16 protein-coding genes and 1 pseudogene are annotated in these 24900 nt (G+C 40.8%); 10 read left to right on the top strand and 7 right to left on the bottom strand.

The window, feature by feature from the left end; all coding sequences use genetic code 11:
• The first annotated feature begins 126 nt into the window (after window positions 1–126).
• The 3 genes from AC5JMK_RS18935 to AC5JMK_RS18945 all read left to right on the top strand — a co-directional run bounded on the left by AC5JMK_RS18935 (window position 127) and on the right by AC5JMK_RS18945 (window position 4804).
• Window positions 127–1305, top strand: a complete 1179-nt coding sequence (locus tag AC5JMK_RS18935; RefSeq protein ID WP_495910796.1) for an endo-1,4-beta-xylanase — start codon at window positions 127–129, stop codon at window positions 1303–1305.
• A gap of 461 nt (window positions 1306–1766) precedes the next feature.
• A complete protein-coding gene (locus AC5JMK_RS18940) occupies window positions 1767–3194 on the top strand; it encodes a sugar transferase (protein ID WP_096677149.1) in 1428 nt (475 codons plus the stop codon).
• A 431-nt stretch (window positions 3195–3625) separates the two neighbouring features.
• Window positions 3626–4804 carry a glycosyltransferase family 61 protein gene (locus tag AC5JMK_RS18945; protein ID WP_096677150.1) on the top strand — a complete coding sequence of 393 codons (1179 nt, stop codon included), beginning with the start codon at window positions 3626–3628 and terminating at the stop codon, window positions 4802–4804.
• 438 nt (window positions 4805–5242) lie between these two features.
• Here AC5JMK_RS18945 and AC5JMK_RS18950 read toward each other — a convergent pair whose 3' ends face one another.
• Window positions 5243–5638, bottom strand: coding sequence for a hypothetical protein (locus AC5JMK_RS18950; RefSeq protein WP_495910797.1), 396 nt, complete (start codon window positions 5636–5638; stop codon window positions 5243–5245).
• A gap of 277 nt (window positions 5639–5915) precedes the next feature.
• On the opposite strand from AC5JMK_RS18950, the gene AC5JMK_RS18955 reads away from it, so the two are divergent.
• The 3 genes and pseudogenes from AC5JMK_RS18955 to AC5JMK_RS18965 all read left to right on the top strand — a co-directional run bounded on the left by AC5JMK_RS18955 (window position 5916) and on the right by AC5JMK_RS18965 (window position 12440).
• Complete coding sequence (locus tag AC5JMK_RS18955; RefSeq protein WP_096677152.1) at window positions 5916–8330, top strand: sucrose synthase; 2415 nt, start codon at window positions 5916–5918, stop codon at window positions 8328–8330.
• A 154-nt stretch (window positions 8331–8484) separates the two neighbouring features.
• Window positions 8485–11469: pseudogene (gene pgmB / locus AC5JMK_RS18960) on the top strand (beta-phosphoglucomutase).
• Between the two features lie 107 nt (window positions 11470–11576).
• On the top strand, window positions 11577–12440 hold the full coding sequence (locus AC5JMK_RS18965; protein WP_495910798.1) for a tetratricopeptide repeat protein: 864 nt from the start codon (window positions 11577–11579) through the stop codon (window positions 12438–12440).
• 96 nt (window positions 12441–12536) lie between these two features.
• Here the strand turns inward: AC5JMK_RS18965 and AC5JMK_RS18970 are convergent, their stop codons facing one another.
• Both AC5JMK_RS18970 and rimI read right to left on the bottom strand, forming a co-directional pair.
• On the bottom strand, window positions 12537–15005 hold the full coding sequence (locus AC5JMK_RS18970) for an ATP-dependent Clp protease ATP-binding subunit (protein ID WP_096677154.1): 2469 nt from the start codon (window positions 15003–15005) through the stop codon (window positions 12537–12539).
• Between the two features lie 384 nt (window positions 15006–15389).
• On the bottom strand, window positions 15390–15944 hold the full coding sequence (gene rimI, locus AC5JMK_RS18975; protein WP_096677155.1) for a ribosomal protein S18-alanine N-acetyltransferase: 555 nt from the start codon (window positions 15942–15944) through the stop codon (window positions 15390–15392).
• 208 nt (window positions 15945–16152) lie between these two features.
• Between rimI and lysA the strand changes: the two genes are divergently transcribed.
• The 3 genes from lysA (at window position 16153) to uppS (ending at window position 19429) form a co-directional block, all read left to right on the top strand.
• Window positions 16153–17628 (top strand): diaminopimelate decarboxylase, encoded by a 1476-nt coding sequence (lysA, locus tag AC5JMK_RS18980; protein ID WP_495910799.1) that lies wholly within the window; start codon window positions 16153–16155, stop codon window positions 17626–17628.
• Window positions 17629–17759: 131 nt separating this feature from the next.
• The gene (gene cdaA / locus AC5JMK_RS18985; RefSeq protein WP_026722981.1) at window positions 17760–18683 is read left to right on the top strand and encodes a diadenylate cyclase CdaA; all 924 of its coding nucleotides are present in this window, start codon (window positions 17760–17762) and stop codon (window positions 18681–18683) included.
• Window positions 18680–19429: an undecaprenyl pyrophosphate synthase gene (gene uppS / locus AC5JMK_RS18990; RefSeq protein ID WP_096677157.1), complete on the top strand. Its 750-nt coding sequence runs from the start codon at window positions 18680–18682 to the stop codon at window positions 19427–19429. Before cdaA ends, uppS begins: the two co-directional genes overlap by 4 nt.
• A gap of 116 nt (window positions 19430–19545) precedes the next feature.
• Here uppS and AC5JMK_RS18995 read toward each other — a convergent pair whose 3' ends face one another.
• The 4 genes from AC5JMK_RS18995 to dnaK all read right to left on the bottom strand — a co-directional run bounded on the left by AC5JMK_RS18995 (window position 19546) and on the right by dnaK (window position 23915).
• Entirely contained in the window at window positions 19546–19818 is a 273-nt protein-coding gene (locus AC5JMK_RS18995) for a DUF3143 domain-containing protein (protein ID WP_096677158.1), read from the bottom strand.
• Window positions 19819–19830: 12 nt separating this feature from the next.
• Entirely contained in the window at window positions 19831–20310 is a 480-nt protein-coding gene (locus AC5JMK_RS19000; protein ID WP_495910800.1) for a J domain-containing protein, read from the bottom strand.
• A gap of 139 nt (window positions 20311–20449) precedes the next feature.
• A complete protein-coding gene (locus AC5JMK_RS19005) occupies window positions 20450–21436 on the bottom strand; it encodes a DnaJ C-terminal domain-containing protein (protein WP_096677159.1) in 987 nt (328 codons plus the stop codon).
• Window positions 21437–21722: 286 nt separating this feature from the next.
• A complete protein-coding gene (gene dnaK / locus AC5JMK_RS19010) occupies window positions 21723–23915 on the bottom strand; it encodes a molecular chaperone DnaK (protein ID WP_096677160.1) in 2193 nt (730 codons plus the stop codon).
• Between the two features lie 115 nt (window positions 23916–24030).
• Here dnaK and AC5JMK_RS19015 point away from each other — a divergent pair, with 115 nt between their 5' ends.
• On the top strand, window positions 24031–24879 hold the full coding sequence (locus tag AC5JMK_RS19015) for a M28 family peptidase (RefSeq protein ID WP_096677161.1): 849 nt from the start codon (window positions 24031–24033) through the stop codon (window positions 24877–24879).
• The last annotated feature ends 21 nt before the right edge of the window (window positions 24880–24900 follow it).

Genomic DNA, 24900 nt, shown 5'->3' on the forward strand with positions numbered 1-24900 from the left:
CTAGATAGAACATTTCTAAATAGAATTTGAATATCAATAAACTTCCTAAACATTTAGAGATGTTACGTTACATATTTAATGTGTTTTTAAATATCCACATTCTGTATCTGTGAGTTTATCTTTACTATGATCAAAAAACGGAAACTCTTTAGACGGCGAAACTTTATACTAGGTCTGGGAGCTTTGGCAACCACTGTCTACTTTGCGGATAACAGATTTAGAAACAACAATCAACTTCAAGCTCGATCTAATCCCAGCAGAAATTTCTCTGTCAGAGGTAAAGCTTCCTTACGCGATCGCGCCGCAGCTAAAGGGTTAATCTATGGAGCATTTTCGGAAGGTGGTTACAATAAATTGTTGCAAACTCCAAAACTGCGGTCTGCTTTGATTCAGGAGTGCGGGCTTATAGTAGGAGGGTTTTATTGGGGTTTGACTCAGCCTAGTGCCAGTACTTTCAATTTTACTGAAAATGACTCTTTTGCCAAATTTGCCTCTGATCATGGGATGCTTTTTCGCGGGCATCCTTTAGTTTGGCATGACGTAATACCTAATTGGTTAATTAATAAGTTCAAAGATCCTAGAACTAACTCTAAAGAAATTGAGAATATCTTAATTAACCATGTGTCAACGATTGTTAAACGTTATGCTGGACGAATTCATTCTTGGGATGTAGTCAATGAAGCAACCAAACCAGATGATAAATGCTCTGACGGCTTGCGAAACTCTCCTTGGTTAAAGTTTCTTGGTCCAGATTACATAGAGCTTGCTTTTAGGATTGCTGCTGAAAAAGATCCAAAAGCCTTGCTCGTCTACAACGATACTGGACTAGAATATGACATTCCCGAACATGAGGCAAGAAGAAGTGCTATTCTGAAACTGCTAGAGCGCTTGAAGTCCAGAGGAACGCCAATTCATGCTTTTGGTATTCAATCACATCTATGGGGTCACGAAACTCGTTTTAATCCGAAAAAACTACGGAACTTTTTAGCCGATGTTGCTAGCCTCGGTTTAAAAATTCTGGTTACTGAACTAGATGTCACAGATGAAAATTTGCCAAAAGACTTAAAGATTCGCGATCGCATGATTGCTGCTGCATATGAAGACTATCTTTCAGTGGTACTAGATGAAAAAGCTGTCATAGCAGTTATAACTTGGGGATTAAGCGATCGCTATACCTGGCTTACAAATTTTGCTCCTCGACCAGATAAATTACCAGTACGTCCTTTGCCACTGGATTCAAATTTGCAACGCAAGTTGGCGTGGAATGCAATAGCAAGAGCATTTGACAATGCACCAAAACGTTAAATGAGGGATAAAAATGATTAAATCTTTTAAACAATTAAAAAACACAAAAAAGTATTTTTACACTTAAAAAGCAAGCTGAAAATTATTAAAATATTTATAAATTTTAGTAAAATATATATAAAAGACTTACCTAATGCGTCGGTCAAGCATTTGCCCTTGACAAAATTCACTATTTATGAATATTTAATTTTTTAGAGAAGCAGACAGACTACAAAAGCCGTAATCTGGTTGAGTGAAACTGCGATCGCCTTGGACGCAAATTGTGTCTATATTGTCAATCATCATTTATTGATAGACACTCTAGCAGTTCTTAATAATCTGGCAAATATATTGATTTCAAATTAGTATCTTAACCTTGCTCTGAAGGCAAAAATATTTGTTTGAGCGCTGTGCAAAGCCAGATTAGACAGCTTTGCAAATATAGATATTAAGACAAGTTATAGTGAGGAGAAATAGCAGTTATGACTACAAAATATCTACCAATAGTTAGCTTTAAACCAGATTTACGTTGTGCAAAGGGTACGAGAATACAAAGAGGATTAGCTCTTAGGTTTTTCCGAGTATTAACACTTGTATCTCTAGATGCGTTGGCTCTAATCTTAGCATGGAGTTTAGCCATACTGTATGGAACTCCATTAGATTCTCCTTGGACACAAAAAGCTCCTTTTATAATATTAACTCTGGCTTTAGAAATAGGCATAATTTCCACAAAAGGTCTATACAAAGCCGGTATTCAACGTCGCAACTATCCTGGAATCATTAAAGCCGTATCTCTATCACAGGTATTACTTTTATTCATTGCTTTTCTTTACGAACCAAATCACTACGTTTCCCGCTCAACTTTTTTGATTTTTTGGTTATCATCTCTGCTATTTATTTGTATTGGTCGCTATTTATTTGACGTGGGTACTAAATTATTACGTAGAAAAGGAGCAATTCGTCATCCCATCTTTTTAATTACAGAAATAGAAGACAAAGAAAATCATACCAGAATTATAGAAAAAGAAAATTGCTATATAATCCAAGGTATTGCTGACTCTAGATGCTTGGATTTATGTAATCGAGAATCAACTTTTGAATATCTTCGTCAGCAGGGAATAGTAGAAGCATTTGTTTCTTGGAGTGCAATTAAAAATCGTCTATACGTTTGCTGGAATTTCCATACAGCTGGTATTACTTTGCGAATCCTACCAACAGACAGCGAAATTCGTCCTGCTAAATCTACTTTTTTGATGATTGGTGAAGTTCCTTGTATGACAATTCCAGCACCAATTATTGCAGGTAGTGATTTTTGGATAAAGCGGTGTTTCGACCTTTGTTGTTCTGTAATTTTACTAGTACTGCTCTTTCCGGTTTATTTATCAATTGCAATATTAATTAAGTTGGATTCTCCTGGTCCAGTCTTCTTTAGACAAGAACGCATTGGTTTACATAGTCGGAAATTTAAAATTTGGAAATTTCGCACTATGGTTACTAATGCAGAGAAGCTACAAGCAAATTTAGAAGCAAAGAATGAAATAAAAGATGGCGTTCTCTTCAAAATGAAAGATGACCCACGCATTACTCAGGTTGGTAAATTCTTGCGCCGTTATAGTTTAGATGAGTTACCACAGCTGTTTAATGTTTTTCTCGGAGAAATGAGTCTTGTTGGACCTCGTCCTCTACCCATTAGAGATGTAGAAAAGTTCCAAACAAAACACTTTATCCGACAAGAAGTTCTTCCTGGTATAACTGGGTTATGGCAGGTTTCTGGGCGTTCCGATATAGAGAAATTTGAAGATGCCGTAAAATTAGACTTAACTTACATTGAAAATTGGTCACTTTGGCTTGATTTAAAGATTTTACTACAAACTGTAAAGGTTGTTATGCAAAAAACAGGTGCGTACTGAAAACTTCACGCATCCGTATAAGTTAATTTTTACGGAATTATAGAACTACATTTTGTCCTGTTCTCAACCAAAAACATCTCAAGATAGCATTCTGACGTTAAACGAGCGTTCTCTTATCATGCGATCGCCTTAGATGCAAATCATGTCTATATTGTCAAGTCAACCATTCTTTCATGGGTCTTTTGCTCTCATAGTGAACACAGCAAAGCATCTCAGTACATGGTTGAAACCTTGATTTTCGTTGAAGTTGACCGAAGTCAGAACAGTAAAATTATACCTTTCGGGACTTTTACAACATCTCGGGGCTTTTAAAACATCCTCTAAGATAATATAAGATTATTCATGCTCGCTCACTGAGTATGATCTGAAAGAAAGCATTCTGTAATTTTATTAAGAGGCTTGCTTAACATAACTATAAAACACAAATATTAATGAAAAATCGTAATAATTTTCAGAGGAACTATATTATAGATACGGTTTCCACCTTACGCTCTCAGCTTAAATATCAATTGAAAGTCAATCTTTTATCACAACCTTTCGCAAGAGGAGTTATACAACTCTGCATTGACAATGTTGATAGATATTTTGGTAATGACAAAGAGATAAAAATTTATAAGTTAGTTAATCAAGAAAAGATTTCTATTCAAGAGGCTAAATTTATAGAAGGTGATTTTTTAAGAGTTATTACTCCTTTTCAAGATGAAATTGAAGCAGTAGTAATAGACACTAGTAAAAACGGATTTTGTTTTTGTAACAATCACATATTTGATGAGAATCTAAATGTAATATATGAGAAAGATATCCATTTTTATGAACTCCCGATATATGGATGTGAATTGTCTGCAAATTTTACTAAGCTACAGGGAACGGTCGCATATTTATCAAATGCAACTCCTAAAAATTATGGACACTGGTTTATATACACTCTACCTATGCTTGAGGTGTATTGGAGGTTTATTGATAAACAAGAAATTGATTATTACTATGTGGGTGAAATCACAAATTTCAAAATAGAAACCCTAGCAGCACTTGGTATAAATAAAGAAAAAATAGTTGATTTTCCCTGTAAGGCTGATAGAGCAATAACTTGTGTAATTAACAGAAAAGTACAAAACGGTGGTCATCAATATCCAACTAGTTTAGCCTATTGGTTAGCAAGAAATATCTTTTTACCTAAAAAAAATTATTCAAATAATAAATATCCAAAACGTTTATATGTAAAACGTGGTCAGGTAGATCATCGGGAAGTAATCAATGATCATGAAGTTATAGAATACCTAGAAAGTATAGGCTTTGAAGCATTGACCATGGATGGTAGAACAACAAAGGAAGAGGCGGAAATTTTTTACAGTGCGGACGTTATAATTTCGGTCTGTGGTTCTGCTTTAACAAATCTGCTATTTATTAGAGAAGGTATAACAGTTATTGAAATTTTTCCTTTTGGTTATTTAGATGGACATTTCTATGCTTTAGCAAATTATTCTCAGGCTAACTACTTTTACATAATAGGTGAGAAAATCGCACACAATTCTACGATTCCGCATTTATCAAATTTGAAAGTTAATATTAATAAGTTAAAAAAAATATGTAAGTTAGCAAATTTAGTGTAATTCAGTGTCAGAGACTGAAGCAATTAAGATATGAGGAGAGATGCAGAACAAAAAGAAGGGGGAGGGAAAATCTCTTTTTGCTACTGCTGCTTCCACTATTAGTGAAGCTTTCTCTCCTCACTGCGCGACACAGGTAGCACGGTTATAGGGATAAACAGATACTAAATCAGTACATACGTGTTACAAATACCTCTTGTGACACTAGTTATAGCGAACACTAACACTGAATAGTACTAGAACATTTGTTCTTCTTCGTAAAAGAAAAACTCTGCCAAAAGCGTAAAGCCAATAATCCAAAGAAAGCACAATATAGAAAAGCCAATAATTGCCATCATTTTTATCACCTCTGTTTTTTATTGGTATTCACTTAAGTTTTCTAGATAAAAAAGTTAGTCTTCAAAAATCAGCAATCACGATTAATTGTGCTTTTGCAACAATTTATCTATCAGAGACGCCTACCTGTAACTCTAATCCATCGTTACCGTTAATATTAGACTGGGCAGGTTGTAAAGTCAGTTCTGGAGTGCTTGTCTGTGACTGTGGTTTAAGAATTCTCCGTAGTTGCACAGGATTATTGATTTGTTGTCGAAGACTCTGATCGGGAACTAGTCTATTTTTGCCAGTATTATTATCAGTTGTGCCAGCTAAATTTTGTGTTGGATCAAAAAATATTGCAAAGTCATTCTCAGCTGTTCTATCATTAATTCCACTGAGTGAATCACCAGATAAAGTATATTGTTGTTGGCTCGAAATGCTTGATTGAGCTTGAACCTTGCTAGATAAGCCAGTCACCGTTGCAGCAATCACCAAAACAGCAAAAATAATTTTATTCATTGTGTTTATCCAAACTCTACATGTATTCACAATGCAGTCGTATTAGATATTGCCTGATCTTAATAGATGATTTTTAGTTCTATTTTAGTACAACATAAATAGAAAACCGTATTCCTAAATACTTATTTAATCAATTAGTAACTGTTTGTAATAAATTTATTATTATTAGAGAATGCGCTAATCTTAGAAAGTAGATGCAGCTTTTGAAACCTGCCCCTTGAAATTTGTCGAGAAGAAATAATGAGGTCGTAGGCAAGCTCAAATGTAGGAATTTGCCATGTATGAACTAATTCAAACTGTTCTAAGCAGTGACGAAAAAACGATCCTACGTCAACTAATTTCTAAGTTAAGCTCCTCGGATAAACGTTACTTTCTGAGAAATGAGATTTTGCAGGCTTTTGCTGAGTACTGTCACCAATTCCAAAAGCCTGCCTACTTTTTTCATTCTTCTTCTTTAGGAACGCTGATTCATTATACTCATGAAATCATCTTGGAAGGAGATGATATTTGGTTGCTGTTGCGACCCAGAATAGGTAGTCAAGAAGTTTGGCGATTGTTATCAGCAGATACGAGTAAGTTTGAACTACAAACACCACAAGCATTGCTTGATGTGCGCGATCGCTTTGTTAATCGCTACCAGTCTCAAATTCTCGAAATCAACTTTCACCCCTTTGATAGAGGTATTCCATCCATTGATGATCCCAGAAATATTGGTCAAGGTCTAGCATTCCTCAACCGTTATCTATGTAGTCAGGTGTTGAGCGATCGCAATTATTGGTTAGATGTATTATTTGATGCTTTACACCGTCTTGAATACGATCATAAACAATTACTGATTGGCGATCGCATCAAAACAGGTTTACAACTATACAAACAAATTAAACAAGCCATCAAAATCATCAGCGAACGACCACCTGAAGAACCCTACGAAAAGTTTAGCGAACAACTACAAACCCTTGGCTTAGAACCAGGTTGGGGTAACACCGCATCGCGAGTACGTGAAACTCTAGAACTATTTGACCGACTGATTGAAACTCCAGAACCAGCTATCCTCGAAGCTTTTGTTGATCGGGTTCCCGCAGTTTTTCGCGTCGTCCTCGTTTCCATCCACGGTTGGATCACTCAAGAAGATGCTGTGGGTAGACCCGAAACCCTCGGTCAAGTCGTTTATGTGCTAGAACAAGCTCAGAGTTTAGAAAATAAACTACGAGAAGAAATTAAACTAGCAGGACTCGACTCACTAGGTATTCAACCTCAAGTAGTTATTCTCACTCGCCTTATTCCCAACTGTGAAGGAACTCAGTGTAACTTGCGCTTAGAAAAAATAGAGGGAACCGAAAACGCTTGGATATTACGTGTTCCTTTTCGGGAATTCAATCCGCAAGTCACGCAAAACTGGATTTCTAAATATGAGATTTGGCCATATCTAGAAACATTTGCTATTGATGCAGAAAAACAACTTTTAGCTCAACTAAGAGGAAATCCAGATTTAATTATTGGTAACTACAGTGATGGTAATTTAGTTGCTTTTTTACTGGCACGTAGCTTGAAAGTTACTCAATGTAATATTGCTCACTCTTTAGAAAAACCTAAACATTTATTTAGTAACCTTTATTGGCAAGATTTAGAAGAACACTATCACTTTTCGGCACAATATACTGCCGATCTGATCAGCATGAATGCTGCTGACTTTATTCTGACCTCGTCTTATCAAGAAATAGTTGGCACACCAGATTCTCTTGGTCAGTACGAGTCATATAAAATGTTTTCCATGCCTGAGCTATATCATGTAGTTGATGGCATTAATTTGCTAAGTTCCAAGTTTAATTTGGTTCCGCCGGGAGTAGACGAAAATATATTTTTCCCCTACAACCAAAAAGACAAGCGTGACGACAATCTAGGTCAAAAAATTAACGATTTACTTTTTGAGCTTTTAGATACTTACATTTTTGGTCATTTAGATGACCCCAACAAAAGACCAATTTGTGCGATCGCTCATATCACCCCAGTCAAGAATCTTTCTGGTTTGGTAAAATGCTTTGGTCAAAGTCAGGAATTGCAGAAACAATGCAACTTAATTCTCGTTACCAATAAATTGCATTTATCTGAAGCTACAAACTCAGAAGAAACAGCAGAACTGGAAAAAATCTACAACTTAATTAATCAGTACAATCTCCATAGTCAAATTCGCTGGATAGGAATACGCCTTCCCAAACGTGAACTCGGCGAAATTTACCGAGCGATCGCAGGTCGTCAGGGTATTTTTGTCCATTTTGCCAGCTTTGAAGCCTTTGGAAGACCGATCCTAGAAGCAATGAGTTCTGGTTTACCAACATTTGCTACTCAATTTGGTGGTGCAGCAGAACTAATTGATGATGGAGAGTGTAACTTTCATATCAATCCAACAGATTTAGAAGGTACTGCAAATAAAATTCTACAATTTATTGACCAGTGCAATACCAACCCCCAATACTGGTACGAAATTTCAGAACGGGTCATCCAGCGAGTACGTAATAGATACAATTGGCAAATGCATACCAAACAGTTGCTATTACTAGCTAAAATTTATAGATTCTGGGACTTTATCAATAAAGAAAACCGCGAAGCATTACTACGCTACGTGGACACTTTATACCATCTGGTTTTTAAACCCAGAACTGAAAAAATCCTGGAAGAGCATATGCAACGGTAGGGATTGGGCATGAATCAGTTAACAGCTAACAGTTAACAGTTAACATTGACCAGTTTAATTTGATAACTGATAACTGATAACTCCCCCTTGTCCCCAATCCCCGATCCCTGATTCCTTTTCCCCAATCCCCTCAGTCTCCTAAACAATAGCCACGATGGATACAAAAGGACGTTATCAGCATCTTACCTACACAGATTGGACTGTCAGGGAAACCCAGTTTGAACCCGATCAGTTTCGCTACCGAGAAACAGTTTTTACCATCGGAAATGGTTATTTGGGAACACGGGGTAGCTTTGAAGAAGGCTATTCTCAAGCTTCACCAGCTACCTTTATCCACGGTGTTTACGATGAAGTTCCAATTGTCTATACCGAACTTGCTAACTGTCCAGATTGGTTGCCATTTACAATTAACATTGATGGCGATCGCTTTCGTTTGGAAAAAGGTGAAATATTAAGTTATGAACGAAAGTTAGACTTACGCCAAGGTATTCTCAGTCGCAGTGTGCGTTGGCGCAGTCCCAACAATCAGATAATAGATATCCACTTTGAAAGGTTCGCCAACCTTGCAGATGAACAGGTTCTGGCGCTGCGTTGTCAACTCACACCAGTTGATTTTGCAGGGGCGATCGAAATCCAAGCTAGTATTAACGGCTACCCCGAAAATCAGGGTTTTAACCACTGGGAATTATTGGATCAAGGAAAAACAGAAGCAGGAGTATGGTTAAACCTTCGTACCCGCTCCTCTCGTATCCAATTGGGTATAGCTACTAGTATAAAAATATCAGGTGCAGAGGCTTCGCTCCAAGTCACGAGTCCACCCGGTTATCCTACCTTGATCGCATCCTTCCTCGCTTCTCCTGGACAAACCGTGACAGTAGATAAGCTGGTGACTGTTTTTACTTCCAAACATGTAGAAAACCCAGTTGCAACCGCTTGTGAAAAACTTGTCCAGTTGCCTGAATATTCGTTCATAATTAAAACTCATAGCCAAGCTTGGGAAGAAGTTTGGCAAAAAAGTGACATTGTGATCGAGGGAGATGTTACAGCCCAGTTAGCTGTGCGTTACAACCTCTTTCAGTTACTAATCGCTGCCTCACGCAATAATGATCAAGTTAGTATCCCAGCTAAAACACTTTCGGGGTTTGGTTATCGCGGTCATATTTTTTGGGACACAGAAATTTTTATACTTCCTTTATTTATCTACACCCAACCAGAAATAGCACGTAATTTACTCACTTATCGCTATCACACCTTACCTGGAGCGCGGCGTAAGGCAGTACATTACGGGTATAAAGGAGCAATGTATGCCTGGGAAAGTGCGGATACTGGCGATGAAGTCACGCCTCGGTGGTTGCCTCCTAATGATCCTTATGGCGAAGATATTAGGATTTGGTGTCGCGATCGCGAAATTCATATTAGCACCGATGTGGTCTATGCTGTATGGTACTACTGGCAAGCTACCAACGATGACGAGTGGATGCGGGACTACGGCGCTGAGATTTTTCTCGATACTGCCGTATTCTGGAGTAGTCGGGTAGAGTACAACACCAAACATGAACGGTATGAAATTCGAGAAGTGATTGGTGCTGATGAATATCATGAATTCGTCCATAACAACGCCTTTACTAACCGACTGGTGCAATGGCATTTCGAAAAAGCACTTTATATATATGACTGGTTGTACAAAACTTTTCCCGACAAAGCCATAGAACTAGAAGATAAACTGCTACTAAGTATCGGCAGGCGATCGCGTTGGAGTGATATTATTACCAACATTTGGATTCCCTACGACGAGTCAACCGGACTGATTGAGCAATTCGAGGGATTTTTCCAATTGCAAGACATCAATCTTGAAGAGTACGAACCACGTACCAAATCTATCCAAGCTATCTTAGGTATCGAAGAAGGCAATAAACGCCAGGTACTTAAGCAACCAGATGCGTTGATGTTGTTATACCTGATGCGACAGTCACAGGAACCTCCTTACAATCCCCACACTTTGCAAGCTAATTGGGATTATTACGCACCCCGCACCGATATTAGTTATGGTTCCTCCCTCGGCCCAGCAATACACGCCATCCTCGCCTCGGATTTGGGCAAAACAGCACAAGCCTACGAAAGATTTATGCAAGCAGCATTAGTTGATCTAGAAAATGTCCGAGGTAATGCGCCAGAAGGTATTCATGGAGCGAGTGCAGGTGGTATTTGGCAAGCAGTGGTTTTAGGTTTTGGCGGTATTCAAATGGGAGACAGTGAACCCATTGCTCATCCTCACCTACCCCCTGGATGGACACGGCTGAAGTTCAAGTTGATCTGGCGTGGTAAATGGCATGAGTTTGATTTGGGGAATGGGGAGTGGGGACAAGGGGATCAGGGAGCAGGGAGCAGGGACAGGGGGAATAGTTAACAATCAACAACTAACAACTAATAACTAACAACTATGTCACCAGACATCCGAGGCTTTATCTTTGATTTAGACGGCGTATTGACAGATACAGCCGAATATCATTATCTTGCTTGGCACAAACTGGCAGATGAAGAAGAATTACCTTTCAATCGTGAGGCGAATGAAGCTTTGCGGGGTGTATCGCGTCGGGAATCACTTCTGCATATAGTCGGTGACAGACAGTATTCTGAAGCACAACTACAAGAGATGATGGATCGTAAGAATCGTTATTATGTAGAATCTATCCAAAACATCTCGCCCCATGATTTATTGCCTGGTGTAGTCACTTTACTGGATGAATTAAAGCAAGCAGGAATTAAGATTGCTCTTGGTTCAGCTAGTAAAAATGCCCAGACTGTAATTGAGAAGTTGGGTATTACCAATCGTATAGACGCGATCACCGACGGTTATAGTGTCCAACGCCCCAAACCTGCCCCTGATCTATTTTTGTATGCTGCCAACCAGTTAGGACTTGAACCAAGCCAGGTGATAGTTGTGGAAGATGCTGAAGCAGGTATTGAAGCGGCTTTAGCTGGTCAGATGTGGACAATTGGACTTGGCCCTCCTGCACGAGTTGGTGCTGCTCACATTGTCCTACCAAGTTTAGCAGGTGTTCATTGGACAGATTTACGTGCCAAGTTGAATGAGTTGAGGATCGGGGACAAGGAGGACAAGGGGGACAAGGGAGAATAATCAATGCCCCATGCCCAATTCCGGCTACCCAATTCTGCCCCAACGCACTAATATAAAATAGTGCTTGTGTCTGTAGCAGTAGTAACTGTTTGGTTGGGGCAAAAACTATGAGTCAAGCAGCAGAGGCTAAGGCAGATATTCCACTGCTTCTTACAAGAGATAGCAGATACTGGTATCGACAGGGTAAACGGCTTGATAACCAAGAACAATATGCGGAAGCAGTAGCATGTTATGACAGAGCATTAGAAAATAGCCCTAATGCTTACTGGATATGGTATAATAGAGGCTGTGCTTTACGAGAATTAGGTGAGTATGAAACCGCAGTAGCCAGTTTGAAAGAGGCATCAGCACTGCGTCCTAATGATTATTGGGCTTGCTACAATCGAGCTTGCATATTAATAGAAGATTTAGATCAATTTGAAGAAGCGATCGCAACTCTCAATCAAGCTTTGACAATTCGCCCAAATGATTACTGGGCTTATTTTCGGCGTGGAGATGCTAAAAGGCAGTTAAAACGCTACGAAGATGCTATTTTTGACTATGATCAGGCTTTGTTAATTCGCTCAAATGATTATTGGGCATGGTTGCGTCGTGGAGATGCTTGCAGGCATTTAAAACATTACGAAGAGGCAATTAAGGATTATGAACAAGCCCAAGCCATTAATTCCCACGATTTTTGGTCTTATTATAAGCTAGCAGATACTTTTAGATACACAGAAAACTTTGGAGCAGCGCTGAAGAACTATCAAAAAGCCATCGAAATCAAACCTAATGATGAGTATGCTTGGTATAACTGCGCGTGTTGTGCAGCCCGGATGGGGGATACTTCACTGGCTATGGAATACCTAGAGTCAGCTTTGCTCATAAATTCCAAGTTTCAAGAATTACTAAAGAATGATCCTGATTTAGTTTTGATTCGCGATCGCGGACTATTAGGAGATTTGTTACGAGAAATCAATTGTTTAAATTGATTAATGCAATCCCCAAAAAACTAAATTTTGTCAATAAAAAAGGTAGAGGAGTTACAGCCTCTACCTTTTCAACTTTCTAAGATTCAACCCAAAATCTTACTCAACTCCAGGCGTCATCAATTCTCGGCGCTGTTCGCCTCTTACCGTGACATTACCGCTTTCATCAACATCAACAATGGCGGTGTCGCCTTCTTTGATGCGACCAGACAGGATCTCTTCTGCGAGACTGTCTTCTAGTAAGCGCATAATGGCTCGACGTAAGGGTCTTGCACCGTAACTGGGGTTATAACCTTCTTGCAACAAGCGCTCTTTGAAGCGATCGCTCACTTCGAGATTAATTCCTTTCTCGGTGAGACGACCAAATACTTCTGTGAGCATAATGTCGGCAATTTGCATTACCTCTTCCTTGTTCAATTGACGGAAGACGATAATTTCATCCAGACGGTTGAGGAATTCTGGACGGAAATAGTTCTTCAGTTCTTCGTTGACTAAGAACTTGATGCGGTTGTACTGCGATTCGCTTTGGTCTTCAGCAAACTCGAAGCCGATACCACCGCCACCTTTTTCAATTACCTTAGAACCAATGTTGGAAGTCAAAATCAGCAAGGTATTCTTGAAGTCTACGGTGCGACCTTTAGCATCAGTTAAACGACCGTCTTCCAAAATTTGCAGCAGCATGTTGAAGACATCGGGATGGGCTTTTTCGATTTCATCGAATAGCACCACGGTGTAAGGACGACGGCGTACTGCTTCGGTGAGCTGACCACCTTCGTTGTAACCAACATAGCCTGGAGGCGAACCAATTAACTTGGATACGGTGTGACGCTCCATGTATTCGGACATATCCAGACGGATCATTGCTTCTTCTGAACCGAAGAAGTAAGATGCCAATGATTTTGCTAACTCGGTTTTACCGACTCCAGTAGGCCCGGAGAAGACAAAGCTAGCAATGGGTCGGTTGGGGTTTTTCAAGCCGACACGAGCGCGACGAATTGCCCGCGAAACAGCCTTCACAGCTTCTTCTTGACCAATTAAGCGCTGATGCAAGGTGTCTTCCATGTGCAGCAGCTTTTCGGACTCGGACTCAGTGAGTTTGTTGACTGGTACACCCGTCCAGGAAGCGACAATGTGGGCAATGTCTTCTTCTGTAACTACTGGTTCTTCGCCTTCTGCACGGCCAGTACCAGTTTTGCTTTGAGCGATCGCGCGAATTTCGGCTTTAATTTCCATTTCGCGATCGCGCAGCTCTCCGGCTCGGTCGAAGTCTTGGGCGCGAACTGCATCATCTTTTTCTTTTAATAATTGGCGCAGTTCTCGATCTAACTCTTTGGCTGCGGGTGGTAGTTGGGAGTTAATTAGACGGACGCGAGATCCAGCTTCATCGATTAAGTCGATGGCTTTATCTGGCAGATAGCGATCGCTAATGTAACGGTCAGATAATTTTGCCGCCGCAATCAAAGCTTCGTCAGAAATCTTGAGCTTGTGGTGTTGTTCGTAGCGATCGCGCAGACCATGCAAAATTTCAATTGTTTCATCAACCGACGGTTCACCGACCATCACTGGTTGGAAACGGCGTTCTAAGGCTGCGTCTCGCTCTATGTGCTTGCGGTATTCATCTAGGGTTGTAGCACCAATGCACTGTAATTCTCCTCTAGCCAAGGCTGGTTTGAGGATATTTGCTGCATCAATTGCCCCTTCTGCCGCACCTGCACCAATTAGGGTGTGTACTTCGTCAATGACTAAAATGACATTGCCAGCCTGCCGAATCTCATCCATGATCTTCTTCAGGCGCTCTTCAAATTCACCCCGGTACTTTGTACCTGCTACGAGTAAACCGATATCCAGAGTGACTACGCGCTTGTCTTCCAGGATGTCCGGGACATCTTTGTTGGCAATACGCTGTGCCAAACCTTCGGCGATCGCGGTTTTACCAACTCCTGGTTCCCCAATTAAAACTGGATTATTTTTTGTGCGGCGACCCAATATTTGAATCACTCGCTCAATTTCCTTGGCGCGTCCCACCACTGGATCGAGCTTGCCGTCAACTGCCATTTGGGTCAAATTCGAGCCAAACTCATCCAAGGTCGGGGTTTTGTTGCCGCGTGATGGACCACCTTGTGTAACCTCGGCGGTCTCTCCCAGCATCCGGATAACTTGAGTTCTTACCTTTGAAAGATCTACACCCAGATTTTCTAGCACTCTGGCTGCTACACCTTCCCCTTCTCGGATCAGGCCCAACAGCAGATGCTCGGTGCCAATGTAGTTATGCCCTAATTGGCGCGCTTCTTCCAAGGATAGTTCCAGAACTCGCTTTGCCCGTGGCGTAAACGGAATTTCCACGGCGACAAAGCCCGAACCCCGGCCTATGATTTTTTCTACTTCAATCCGAGCGTCTTTGAGATTGACACCCATGGATTTCAGCACCTTAGCCGCCACTCCGGTACCTTCTCCAATCAGACCCAGGAGGATCTGTTCGGTACCAACGAAATTGTGTCCCAGGCGGCGTGCCTCTTCCTGGGCCAACATGATTACCTTAATGGCTTTTTCTGTGAAGCGTTCAAACATGGCATTTTTCCCATCACCTGCGTCGTGCCGGTACGCTGATTTTAGCACAGGCAAATAGATTGAATGTCTGTATAAAGAAATAGACATTCAATCGGGATCACCCAGATTTGATGGGAAATTGCTAACTTTTTATTACTTTTTATTGACTGTGTATTGAGGAGCCTGAATTTACCGTCTTTGTAGAGATTGACAAGCAAATAAAAATTGGGTTTGCAAGTTTTTAATGCCAATCCCAAGCAAAAATATTTATCACGTTTTTTTGTAACTGTCAACTTGGTATTGAACAGTATGAAAATTTTTTATAGGTAGTAAAATTATCAAATCTTTAAACTTCTGTAATAAAAATTTCAATAAAATTCATGAAAGGTTAGTAGTTAGTGGTAGTTAATAACCATTGACCAGTGACCAATCAAATTGACTGAGGCGATCGCTCATTTTGATACGCAATTTTTCCAAATTATCTTGAAATTCTGGATATTGAATATTTCCTAACCACATAATTAGAGCATCTTCATCATTATCTGTGTAGTAACGCTTTCGCTGTCCTGCCGTTTTAAAACCAAATTTTTGATATAGAGAAATTGCAGCTTTGTTAGAAACTCGGACTTCCAAAGTTGCTCGTTCTAAGCAAAGGTAGTAAGCATTTCTAAGCAAAAAATAAAGAATAGCCTGTCCTAACCCTTGGCCTTGATATTTCGGATGAACCGCCAAAATGGTAATGTGGGCTTCTTCTAAAATTGACCAAAAGCAACCCATTGCCAGCAATTTTACGGGAGATAAAGGTGTAAATAAACCGATTAAAACGCTGTTAGGACTATCTAACTCTCGTTTATAGCCATCCAATGTCCAAAGACCACCAAAACACACCTGGTCTAGTTCTAAGACCAGACTTAAATCATCTACTGTTATTAGTTTTAGTTCTAATTTGTCATTGGTCATTGGTCATTGGTCATTGGGAATAGGGGACAGGGGACAGGGAAGAGACTTGTTAAATAATTCTCCCGTATCCCCCGATCCCCGATCCCCTGTCCCTTTTCCCTTTCCTCTTGCAAAAGACAGGGGCGAACAAGCACGTTATTCGGTAAACTGGGAATCGGCATATCCGCTCGTAGCTTGTAATTAGTATTAAGGACAACTCTGAATATTTATGGTATCGACTCACCCTGCTGGGGTTCAACTTTCTGGTAGACAGTATTTACCACAAACTGTTAATAATAACATCAATCTTTCACCCAATCAAGAACTTTTACCACTGAGTGCCAAAGTTAATAACGAAGATCACTTAGAAATAGGGGGTTGTGATGTGACAACTCTTGTGCAGCAGTTTGGTTCACCTTTGTATATTTTGGATGAAGAAACTCTGCGAACAGCTTGCCGTCAGTATCGGGAAAGTTTCCAGCACTATTACAAGGGTGAATCTCAAGTATTATATGCCTCCAAAGCCTGGAGTTGTTTGGCCGTTTGTGCGATCGCCGCTTCCGAAGGCTTGGGAATTGATGTTGTCTCAGGAGGCGAACTTTATACAGCCTTAAGTGCAGGTGTGAGTCCCGACAAAATTTACTTCCACGGAAATAATAAGTCGCCAGAAGAATTAACTCTGGCAATTCAGTCTGGTTGCACTATTGTTGTGGACAACTGGTATGAGTTGCGGACTTTGGTGGAAATTGCTGAGGACAAGGGGGACAAGGGAAACAAGGGAGACAAGAGGGAATTTGCTTTCTTGTTTTCCTCCTCTGACTTATCTACAACTCCCATCCGGATCATGCTCCGCCTGACACCAGGTATCGAATGCCACACACACGAATATATTCGTACGGGACACCTGGATAGTAAGTTTGGCTTTGATCCCAATGATTTAGATGAATTATTTGCTTTTGTCAGTAAGCAATCTGTATTAAACTGTATTGGTTTACATGCTCATATTGGTTCTCAAATCTTTGAACGCCAGCCACATCAGGATTTAGCATCTGTGATGGTGCAGTGGATGAGTAAAGCTGCTGGTTATGGCTTAAGCGTGACAGAGTTAAATGTTGGTGGAGGCTTGGGAATCAAGTATACAGAATCGGATGATCCCCCTAGTATAGAAGAGTGGGTAAAGCCAATTTGTGAAGTAATTCAACAAGCTTGTACCAAGCAAAACTTACCACTACCAAAATTATTGTCTGAACCAGGGCGATCGCTAATTGCTACAGCTTGCGTCACGGCTTACACTATAGGTTCTTCTAAAGTTATTCCTGATATTCGCACCTACATAGCAGTTGATGGTGGCATGTCTGATAATCCTCGTCCGATTACTTATCAGTCAGTGTATCGTACTGTAGTTGCTAACCATATGTCTGAGCCTTTGACACAAACGGCAACCATTGCTGGAAAGCATTGTGAATCCGGGGATATTCTGATCAAGAATGCTCAGTTATCGAAAACTGAATCTGGAGATATTCTCGTAGTGATGGCAACAGGTGCTTACAATTACAGTATGGCATCTAACTACAACCGCTTGCCTAGACCAGCTGCTGTTGTAGTAGCGAATGGCGAAGCAAATTTGATTTTGCAACGCGAAACTTATCAGGATTTGATTCGACAGGATTGCTTACCAGAAAGACTTAAAAAAGATGAAGAATAAAGGTTGAAGTGATGAAGAAAGGATGAAGAATAAAGAATGAAAAATTCATACTTTATACTTAATATTCCAAGACTTCATACTTCATACTTCATCCTTCATATTTCACACTTCATACTTTCACGCCAGATGTCATGGGAGATTGGTGGAAGCAATGGCTGATAAACCAAGGATGGTCTCAGCCTTTGCTGCTTGAGACACTGGATATTGTTTTAGTACTGGCGCTGACCTATATGATACTAGTTATTATTAGTGAGCGCCGGACACTTTGGATGGTGCGAGGCTTTATTATTCTGATGCTGGCATCAGCCATCAGTGGGAAATTACAGCTTCAGTTGTTAAATTTTGTACTGGAAAAGTTAGTCATTGGCTGTGCTGTCGCCATGGCGGTTGCTCTCCAATCCGAGTTTCGACGATTTTTAGAACAATTGGGACGTGGCGAATTCTGGCAATTATTTCAACCGTCCCGTTTGGCAGTTCCTAAATCTGATAGTGTAATTGATGAAATAGTCGAAGCAGTCAGAGAACTGTCGAAAAATCGGATAGGTGCGCTACTAATTTTGGAAACGACTGGCCCTATTGATGAACGAGATTTTTCTGTACCAGGAGTAAAACTGAACGCTGAAGTGTCCAAAGAGCTAATACAAACAATTTTTCAACCGAAGACTCTTTTACACGATGGTGCTACATTGATACGGGGTTCTCGGATTGTGTCATCGGGTATAATATTACCACTTTCGGGACGTACGGCTTCGCGCCAGTTAGGAACACGCCACCGGGCAGCAATGGGAATAACTGAGCGGGTCGAGAATTGCATTTGTGTCGTTGTATCTGAAGAAACAGGTTCTATTTCTTTGGCAGAAAAGGGAACTCTAAATAGACCACTGACGATCACGAAGTTGAAAGAATCATTAGAAATGAGATTTTCACCAACTGTGGATCGGGAAGCTGTTGCTCCTGGTTTAATCAGTTTGGGTCGTCAGATTCGTAGTCAGGCCTTAGCACTAGTTTCACGTTTACTCGGATTACCATCGACCGCATCGCGAGACAAAAAATGACAGCACAACAAACTGAACTGCAATATTTGCCCTCTGACTTGAAACGAGAACTACTGCCCAAGCACGTTGCAGTGATTATGGATGGCAATGGTCGATGGGCAAAGCATCAAGGACTACCCAGAATTATGGGTCATAAAGCTGGTGTTGATGCCTTAAAAAGTTTGCTTCGTTGTTGTAAAGATTGGGGAGTCGAAGCACTGACGGCTTATGCTTTTTCTACAGAAAACTGGGGAAGACCCCACGAAGAAGTAGATTTTTTGATGACCTTATTTCAGCGAGTTTTGCGTCAAGAACTGCGGGAAATGGTTGAAGAGAACGTGCAAATTCAGTTTGTGGGTAACTTAAGTAGCTTACCGCGATCGCTACAAGCAGAGATTAGCCGTTCAGTAGAAGCAACGAAAGATAATCCCGGGATCAAGTTTACGATCGCCACAAATTATGGCGGTAGACAAGAAATTATCCAAGCTTGTCGGGCGATCGCCAAAAAAGTCCAACAAGGTTTACTCCAGCCAGATGAAATTGATGAAGCGACGTTTGAACGTCATCTTTATACCATCGGCATTTGTGATCCCGATTTATTAATTCGTACCAGTGGAGAAATGCGAGTTTCAAATTTTCTTCTCTGGCAAATAGCCTATTCAGAAATATATATAACTGACACTCTCTGGCCTGATTTTGATCGCCATGAATTCCACCGCGCTTTGTGTGCGTATCAACAACGGGAAAGGAGGTTTGGGAAGGTGTAGTCTTGGGGATTGGGGATTGGGAATTGGGAATTGGGAAGAGACTTGTTAAATAATTCTCCCCACACTCCCTCTTGTCCGCGATCCCCGATCCCCAATCTCCAATCTCCAATCTCCAATTAAGGCCCGGAAAACACGGCTTGTTCTACATCTCGCCGACTCAAGGAATATTTGAAGGCGCGTTGGATATCTTGTCCATTATCTCCAGCATTAACATACCGAACTATAATTTGCTCAATGTCTAGCCAAAGTTCTGCTTGCCAACTAGGACGCTGGACGCGCCAACAATGTAGCTGTTTTTCATCTTGTTCACAGCCTTGTTGTATTAACCACTGCTCAATTTGAGGAAGAGGGTGATTATATAGTGGTGTTTCAGAAGAGGGAAGAGACATAACAATTAAAAATTAAAAATTAAAAATTAAGAGTTGTAATATTAATCCTACAGGTTGGAAAGCGGCTTCGCCACGAGTTAAGCCAATGGCGATCGCTAATACTAAGCAACCTAAAAATGTTAAACCCAGGATAAACAAAGCGAAAATTTCTCCTGGGGAGAGGGGGCGATCGCTAGCATCAAGATAAGCTGATTTAGACCAGTCGTAGGAACGGGAAACGGCACGGTTTAAATCGGGTGGTGCTTGAATTACTCCAAATCGAGAATAGCCAATTTTTAGGTCATAACTTAGCCGTCGTTCTGGATTACTTAGAGTAGCGTAGGCTTCGTTGAGTTGCTGAAATTTAGCAGTGGCGGCAACTGTAGGTAAGCTTGTCGTATCAGGATGATAGCGTTTGCTCAATTCTCGATAAGCACGACGGATTTCAATTGGCGATGCACTCGGATGCAGTCCTAGCAGGGTATAGTAGGTGTTTTCGCTGCTTTGTGACATTGCACCATTCTGATTCACGGCTGTTTGATTCACTAAGCAATAAACTTTTTTCTAATATTGTGACATACTCCCACACCATAATCTTTGATTTGGTGTGAGCTTCTTAGACAATTGTGTTCATCACCTCCTTCGGATTAAGCTAAGAAAACAAATCAGCGCGGGGTTTAAAAGTTTCCATCTGTCGAATTTTTTCGTATAACTCTCGTTCTTCTTTAGTAATATTTTTAGGAGTAACTATTTGAATTTCTACTAATTGATCGCCGCGTTTACCTTTGTCGGTGGGATAACCTTTACCAGCCAAACGTAATCTTTGTCCAGACCTAACTCCTGGAGGAATAGTCATTTTTACCAAACCATCAAGGGTAGGTGCTTCGACTTGACCTCCTAATACTGCTTCACTGGGAGTAATTGGGATTTGGCAGTAAATATCTGTACCTTCTATTTTAAAAAGTGGATGAGGAACAACAGTTATTTTTAAATATAAATCGCCGCCGTTAATGCCTTGATTACGCAGACGGATTGTTTGACCTGTTATCATACCAGCAGGCATTTCTACTTCCAGCGATCGCCCATCTTCTAAGCGAATTCTTTCTACACCACCACGATAGGCTTTTTCTAGGGGTAAAGACAATCTTGCTTCGATATCTCGACGTGTAGGGCGTTGGTTTGGTGTATATGCAACTTTTGTTCTGGGGCTACGAAATGGATCGGTATTATTATTATTGGTAGCGGTAGATGTGCCATTTTTACCTGTTTTTACACCAATAACTTCGTTAATAAAGGTAGTAAAATCGGAATAGTTACCTGGATTTACATCCTGATTACCCCGACCATTAGCACGGTTATCACCACCCCAAGCTTTCTTCTGTGCTTGTTTATCGAAGCCTTTTTGTTGCCAGTAGCGGCTAAATTGATCATACTGCGCTCGCTTCGCTGGATCGGAGAGAATTTCATAAGCTTCCCCGATATCTTTAAATTTATCCTCTGCTGCTTTGTTCCCTGGATTTAGATCTGGATGATACTGCCTAGCTAAACGTCGATAATTTTTTTTAATATCTTCATTGGTAGCATCTTTGGATACTCCCAAAATTTCGTAGTAATCGCGAAAATTCCGCAAATTCTGCATAATCGTTTGTTTATTTGAAATTTAGTTTTTAATTTCTTAAGATAGTTGATAGTTGGTGGTTGGTTATTAATAGTTAATTGTTAGCGGTTAGTTAAGTTGTTGGGAAAAAACAAATAACCACTAACCACTAACCACTAACCACTAACTATTACTCATTACTTATGAATGATGACTAAATCCGAATTTCAGATAAATTTCATTACCTTATTTCTAATTAATACCAGTATTTTGCAGCAGTAGTACATCAGATAGTGAGGTGTGTAATCTTCGTACTTAGCAGGCTTGATTACCAATCATCTTCATCATCCCAGTTATCTTGATAGCTGGGGCGAGAACGGCGTGAAGAACCACCACTGTCAAAAGCAGAGGAACGGTTGTCTCGACCATAGCTTCGGTCGTAGTCTCGGCTGGAGTTTCGGTCATAGTCTCGATTGGGGGCGCGTTCATAATCTTTGCCATAGCTTCGGTCATAATCTTTGCCATAGCTTCGGTCATAATCTTTGCCATAACCTCGGTCATAATCTTTACCATAGCCTCGATCATAATCTTTGCCATAGTAATCGCGATCGCGCAAAGAATCTCTAGGATTATCCCGTTCTTTATCACCGCCACCTGTGAAGATGTCTTTGATTGCACCCAACAAATCATCATCTTCTTCTTCAGCGTAGTATTCGCGAACTTCACGGTTGAGATCGTACAAAGCATCTTGCAAGTCGGCGTAGGCTTGATCAATACCGCGATCGTCATTTTGTTTTAAACTTTCGCGCAGTTCCCGACAGATATTATCGATTTGTTGACGACGGTTCCGGGCAAATGCCATACCAAAATCTAGTGCCACTTCCCGCAGTTGTCTTTCGGACTGTAAAATTAAAGCCTCGGACTTGGTACGTTTTTCTACTTTTTCTTTACGCTGTCGGTCTACGTCAGCAAATTTCTCGGCTTCTCGAATCGCTTGTTGAACTTCGCTCTCAGTTAAGGTAGAAGCACCTTGAATAGTAATACTTTGTTCTCTACCTGTAGTTCTATCTAAAGCTGTTACTTGTAAAATACCGTTAGCATCAATATCAAATGCTACTTGAATTTGAGGAATACCGCGAGGCGCTGGAGGGATGCCATACAGCTTGAAACGTCCCAAAGACTTGTTATCTGCTGCCATTTCCCGTTCGCCCTGAACTACGTGAATTTCCACAGTATTTTGGTTATTTTCTGATGTGGAAAAGATATCAGAACGGCGCACAGGAATAGTAGTGTTGCGAGGAATTAATGCTTTTTTGACACCGCCAATAGTTTCTAATCCCAAAGACAAAGGCGTCACATCTAATAACAGTACATCCTTGAGTTCACCTGCGAGAATACCTGCCTGAATCGCTGCACCCACCGCGACAACTTCATCTGGGTTGACGTTTTGGTTTGGTTCTATACCAATCATTGCCCGGACTAATTGCTGTACCATAGGCATTCGGGTAGAACCACCTACTAGTACAACTTCGTCAATATCATTAGGGGTGAGTCCGGCGTCTTTTAACGCCCGTTTGACAGGGACACGCAATCGCCCTAGTAAGTCGTCGCACAAGCTTTCAAGCTGGGAACGAGTTAGGCGAGTTTCTAAGTGTACAGGCCCTTCTTGTGTTGCGGCGATGAAGGGTAAGTTAATTTCAGTAACACTAACAGCAGAAAGTTCGATTTTGGCTTTTTCCGCAGCTTCCATCAAACGTTGCAAAGATTGGCGTTCTCGTCTTAAATCTACTTTTTCTTGTTCGAGAAATTGTTCTGCTAACCAATCGACTATTTTTTTATCAAAGTCATTACCACCAAGTTGAGTATCACCACTGGTAGCTTTAACTTCAAAAACACCATCACCAACATCTAAAATTGACACGTCAAATGTGCCACCACCCAAGTCAAAGACTAAAATGGTTTCCATCTGGCCGCGATCCAAACCATAAGCCAAAGAAGCAGCTGTCGGTTCGTTGAGAATTCGCAAAACTTCCAAACCAGCAATTCTACCAGCATCCCGCGTTGCTTGCCGTTGAGAATCGTTAAAATAAGCTGGAACGGTAATTACAGCCCCGGTGACTGGTTCGCCCAAATATTTACTAGCATCTTCTGCTAGTTTTTTAAGAATCATTGCCGAAACTTCTTCTGGGGCAAAATCTTTACTCATGCGGGGACAGGCAACTTTGATATTACCAACTTCATCTTTACGAATGGTATAAGGTACGCGCTTTGATTCTGGACTCAGTTCGCTATACCTACGTCCCATGAAGCGTTTAATTGCAAAAAAGGTATTCTGAGGATTGAGGACTGTTTGACGTCGTGCCATTTGTCCTACTAAACGTTCGCCGTCTTTACTAAAGCCAACTACGGAGGGAGTTGTTCGCATTCCTTCTGCATTGGCAATAACCACCGGCTTACCACCCTCCATGACGGCGACAACAGAGTTCGTTGTACCCAAGTCGATGCCTACTACCTTGCCCATGCGTTACGTTTCTCCTACTATTTCTATATAAATTTTTTGTTTAGAACTAATGCTTGATTTATTGTATCTTGCTGTTGATAAATACACCTTCAACCAGGTTCGCTGCTAGAATCTTGTGAATTTAAAAAACCAACTGGAAACTCATCTAACTCAGATAGTCCGCGATCGCGATCCTTACATAGCAAGTGCTGGCCATTTTTTTGTTCAAGAATACATTCGCGCCTCATTTGCACAGTGGGGGAGTGTGGATATCCACACCTTTTATGTGCGTGGTAAAGCTTGCAAAAATTTGATATTAAATTTACCTGCTGCTGCGGGTTCACAAAAGGGAGACTTGCCACCAATTTTAATTGCTGCTCATTATGATGCTGTTCCTGGTTCACCAGGGGCTGATGATAATGCTACAGGTGTAGCAGTTTTACTAGAGTTAGCACGCATGTTTGCGACAGAACCAATTAAATATCCTCTGCGGCTAGTAGCTTTTGATATGGAGGAATATGGGTTATTAGGTAGCATTGAATATGCAGCTAAATTACAACGAGAACAGCAATCATTACGCTTAATGATTTCTCTGGAAATGTTAGGTTACTGTGACTCTAACCCTGGTTCCCAAATTTACCCATCACCTTTACAGCATATTTATCCTAGTCGTGGCGATTTTATTGGTTTAATTGGTAATTGGCGAACTTTAAGAGATTTAATTAGCATTAGCCGCAGTATTCGTAAAGTTGGTGTAGCAAGTCAGTGGCTACCAGTACCCAATAAAGGTCATATCATACGGCAAACTCGACAGAGTGATCATGCCCCTTTTTGGGATGCAGGTTATCCAGCCATGATGATTACAGATACGGCATTTTTACGAAATCCTCACTATCACAAACCTAGTGATACAATTGCAACTTTGAATTTAGATTTCTTAACTAGTGTTTGTCAGGGTTTGGAAAAAGGAATTCGGCGGTTATGAAAATTAGAGGGACAAGCGGGA

Source organism: Pelatocladus sp. (assembly GCF_059505505.1).

What these genes read in the sequence shown, in the direction of transcription:
- AC5JMK_RS18935 (WP_495910796.1), top strand. Translation starts at nt 127, where the DNA reads ATGATCAAAAAACGGAAACTCTTTAGACGGCGAAACTTTATACTAGGT.
- AC5JMK_RS18940 (WP_096677149.1), top strand. Translation starts at nt 1,767, where the DNA reads ATGACTACAAAATATCTACCAATAGTTAGCTTTAAACCAGATTTACGT.
- AC5JMK_RS18945 (WP_096677150.1), top strand. Translation starts at nt 3,626, where the DNA reads ATGAAAAATCGTAATAATTTTCAGAGGAACTATATTATAGATACGGTT.
- AC5JMK_RS18950 (WP_495910797.1), bottom strand. Translation starts at nt 5,638, where the DNA reads ATGAATAAAATTATTTTTGCTGTTTTGGTGATTGCTGCAACGGTGACT.
- AC5JMK_RS18955 (WP_096677152.1), top strand. Translation starts at nt 5,916, where the DNA reads ATGTATGAACTAATTCAAACTGTTCTAAGCAGTGACGAAAAAACGATC.
- AC5JMK_RS18965 (WP_495910798.1), top strand. Translation starts at nt 11,577, where the DNA reads ATGAGTCAAGCAGCAGAGGCTAAGGCAGATATTCCACTGCTTCTTACA.
- AC5JMK_RS18970 (WP_096677154.1), bottom strand. Translation starts at nt 15,005, where the DNA reads ATGTTTGAACGCTTCACAGAAAAAGCCATTAAGGTAATCATGTTGGCC.
- rimI (WP_096677155.1), bottom strand. Translation starts at nt 15,944, where the DNA reads ATGACCAATGACAAATTAGAACTAAAACTAATAACAGTAGATGATTTA.
- lysA (WP_495910799.1), top strand. Translation starts at nt 16,153, where the DNA reads ATGGTATCGACTCACCCTGCTGGGGTTCAACTTTCTGGTAGACAGTAT.
- cdaA (WP_026722981.1), top strand. Translation starts at nt 17,760, where the DNA reads ATGGGAGATTGGTGGAAGCAATGGCTGATAAACCAAGGATGGTCTCAG.
- uppS (WP_096677157.1), top strand. Translation starts at nt 18,680, where the DNA reads ATGACAGCACAACAAACTGAACTGCAATATTTGCCCTCTGACTTGAAA.
- AC5JMK_RS18995 (WP_096677158.1), bottom strand. Translation starts at nt 19,818, where the DNA reads ATGTCTCTTCCCTCTTCTGAAACACCACTATATAATCACCCTCTTCCT.
- AC5JMK_RS19000 (WP_495910800.1), bottom strand. Translation starts at nt 20,310, where the DNA reads ATGTCACAAAGCAGCGAAAACACCTACTATACCCTGCTAGGACTGCAT.
- AC5JMK_RS19005 (WP_096677159.1), bottom strand. Translation starts at nt 21,436, where the DNA reads ATGCAGAATTTGCGGAATTTTCGCGATTACTACGAAATTTTGGGAGTA.
- dnaK (WP_096677160.1), bottom strand. Translation starts at nt 23,915, where the DNA reads ATGGGCAAGGTAGTAGGCATCGACTTGGGTACAACGAACTCTGTTGTC.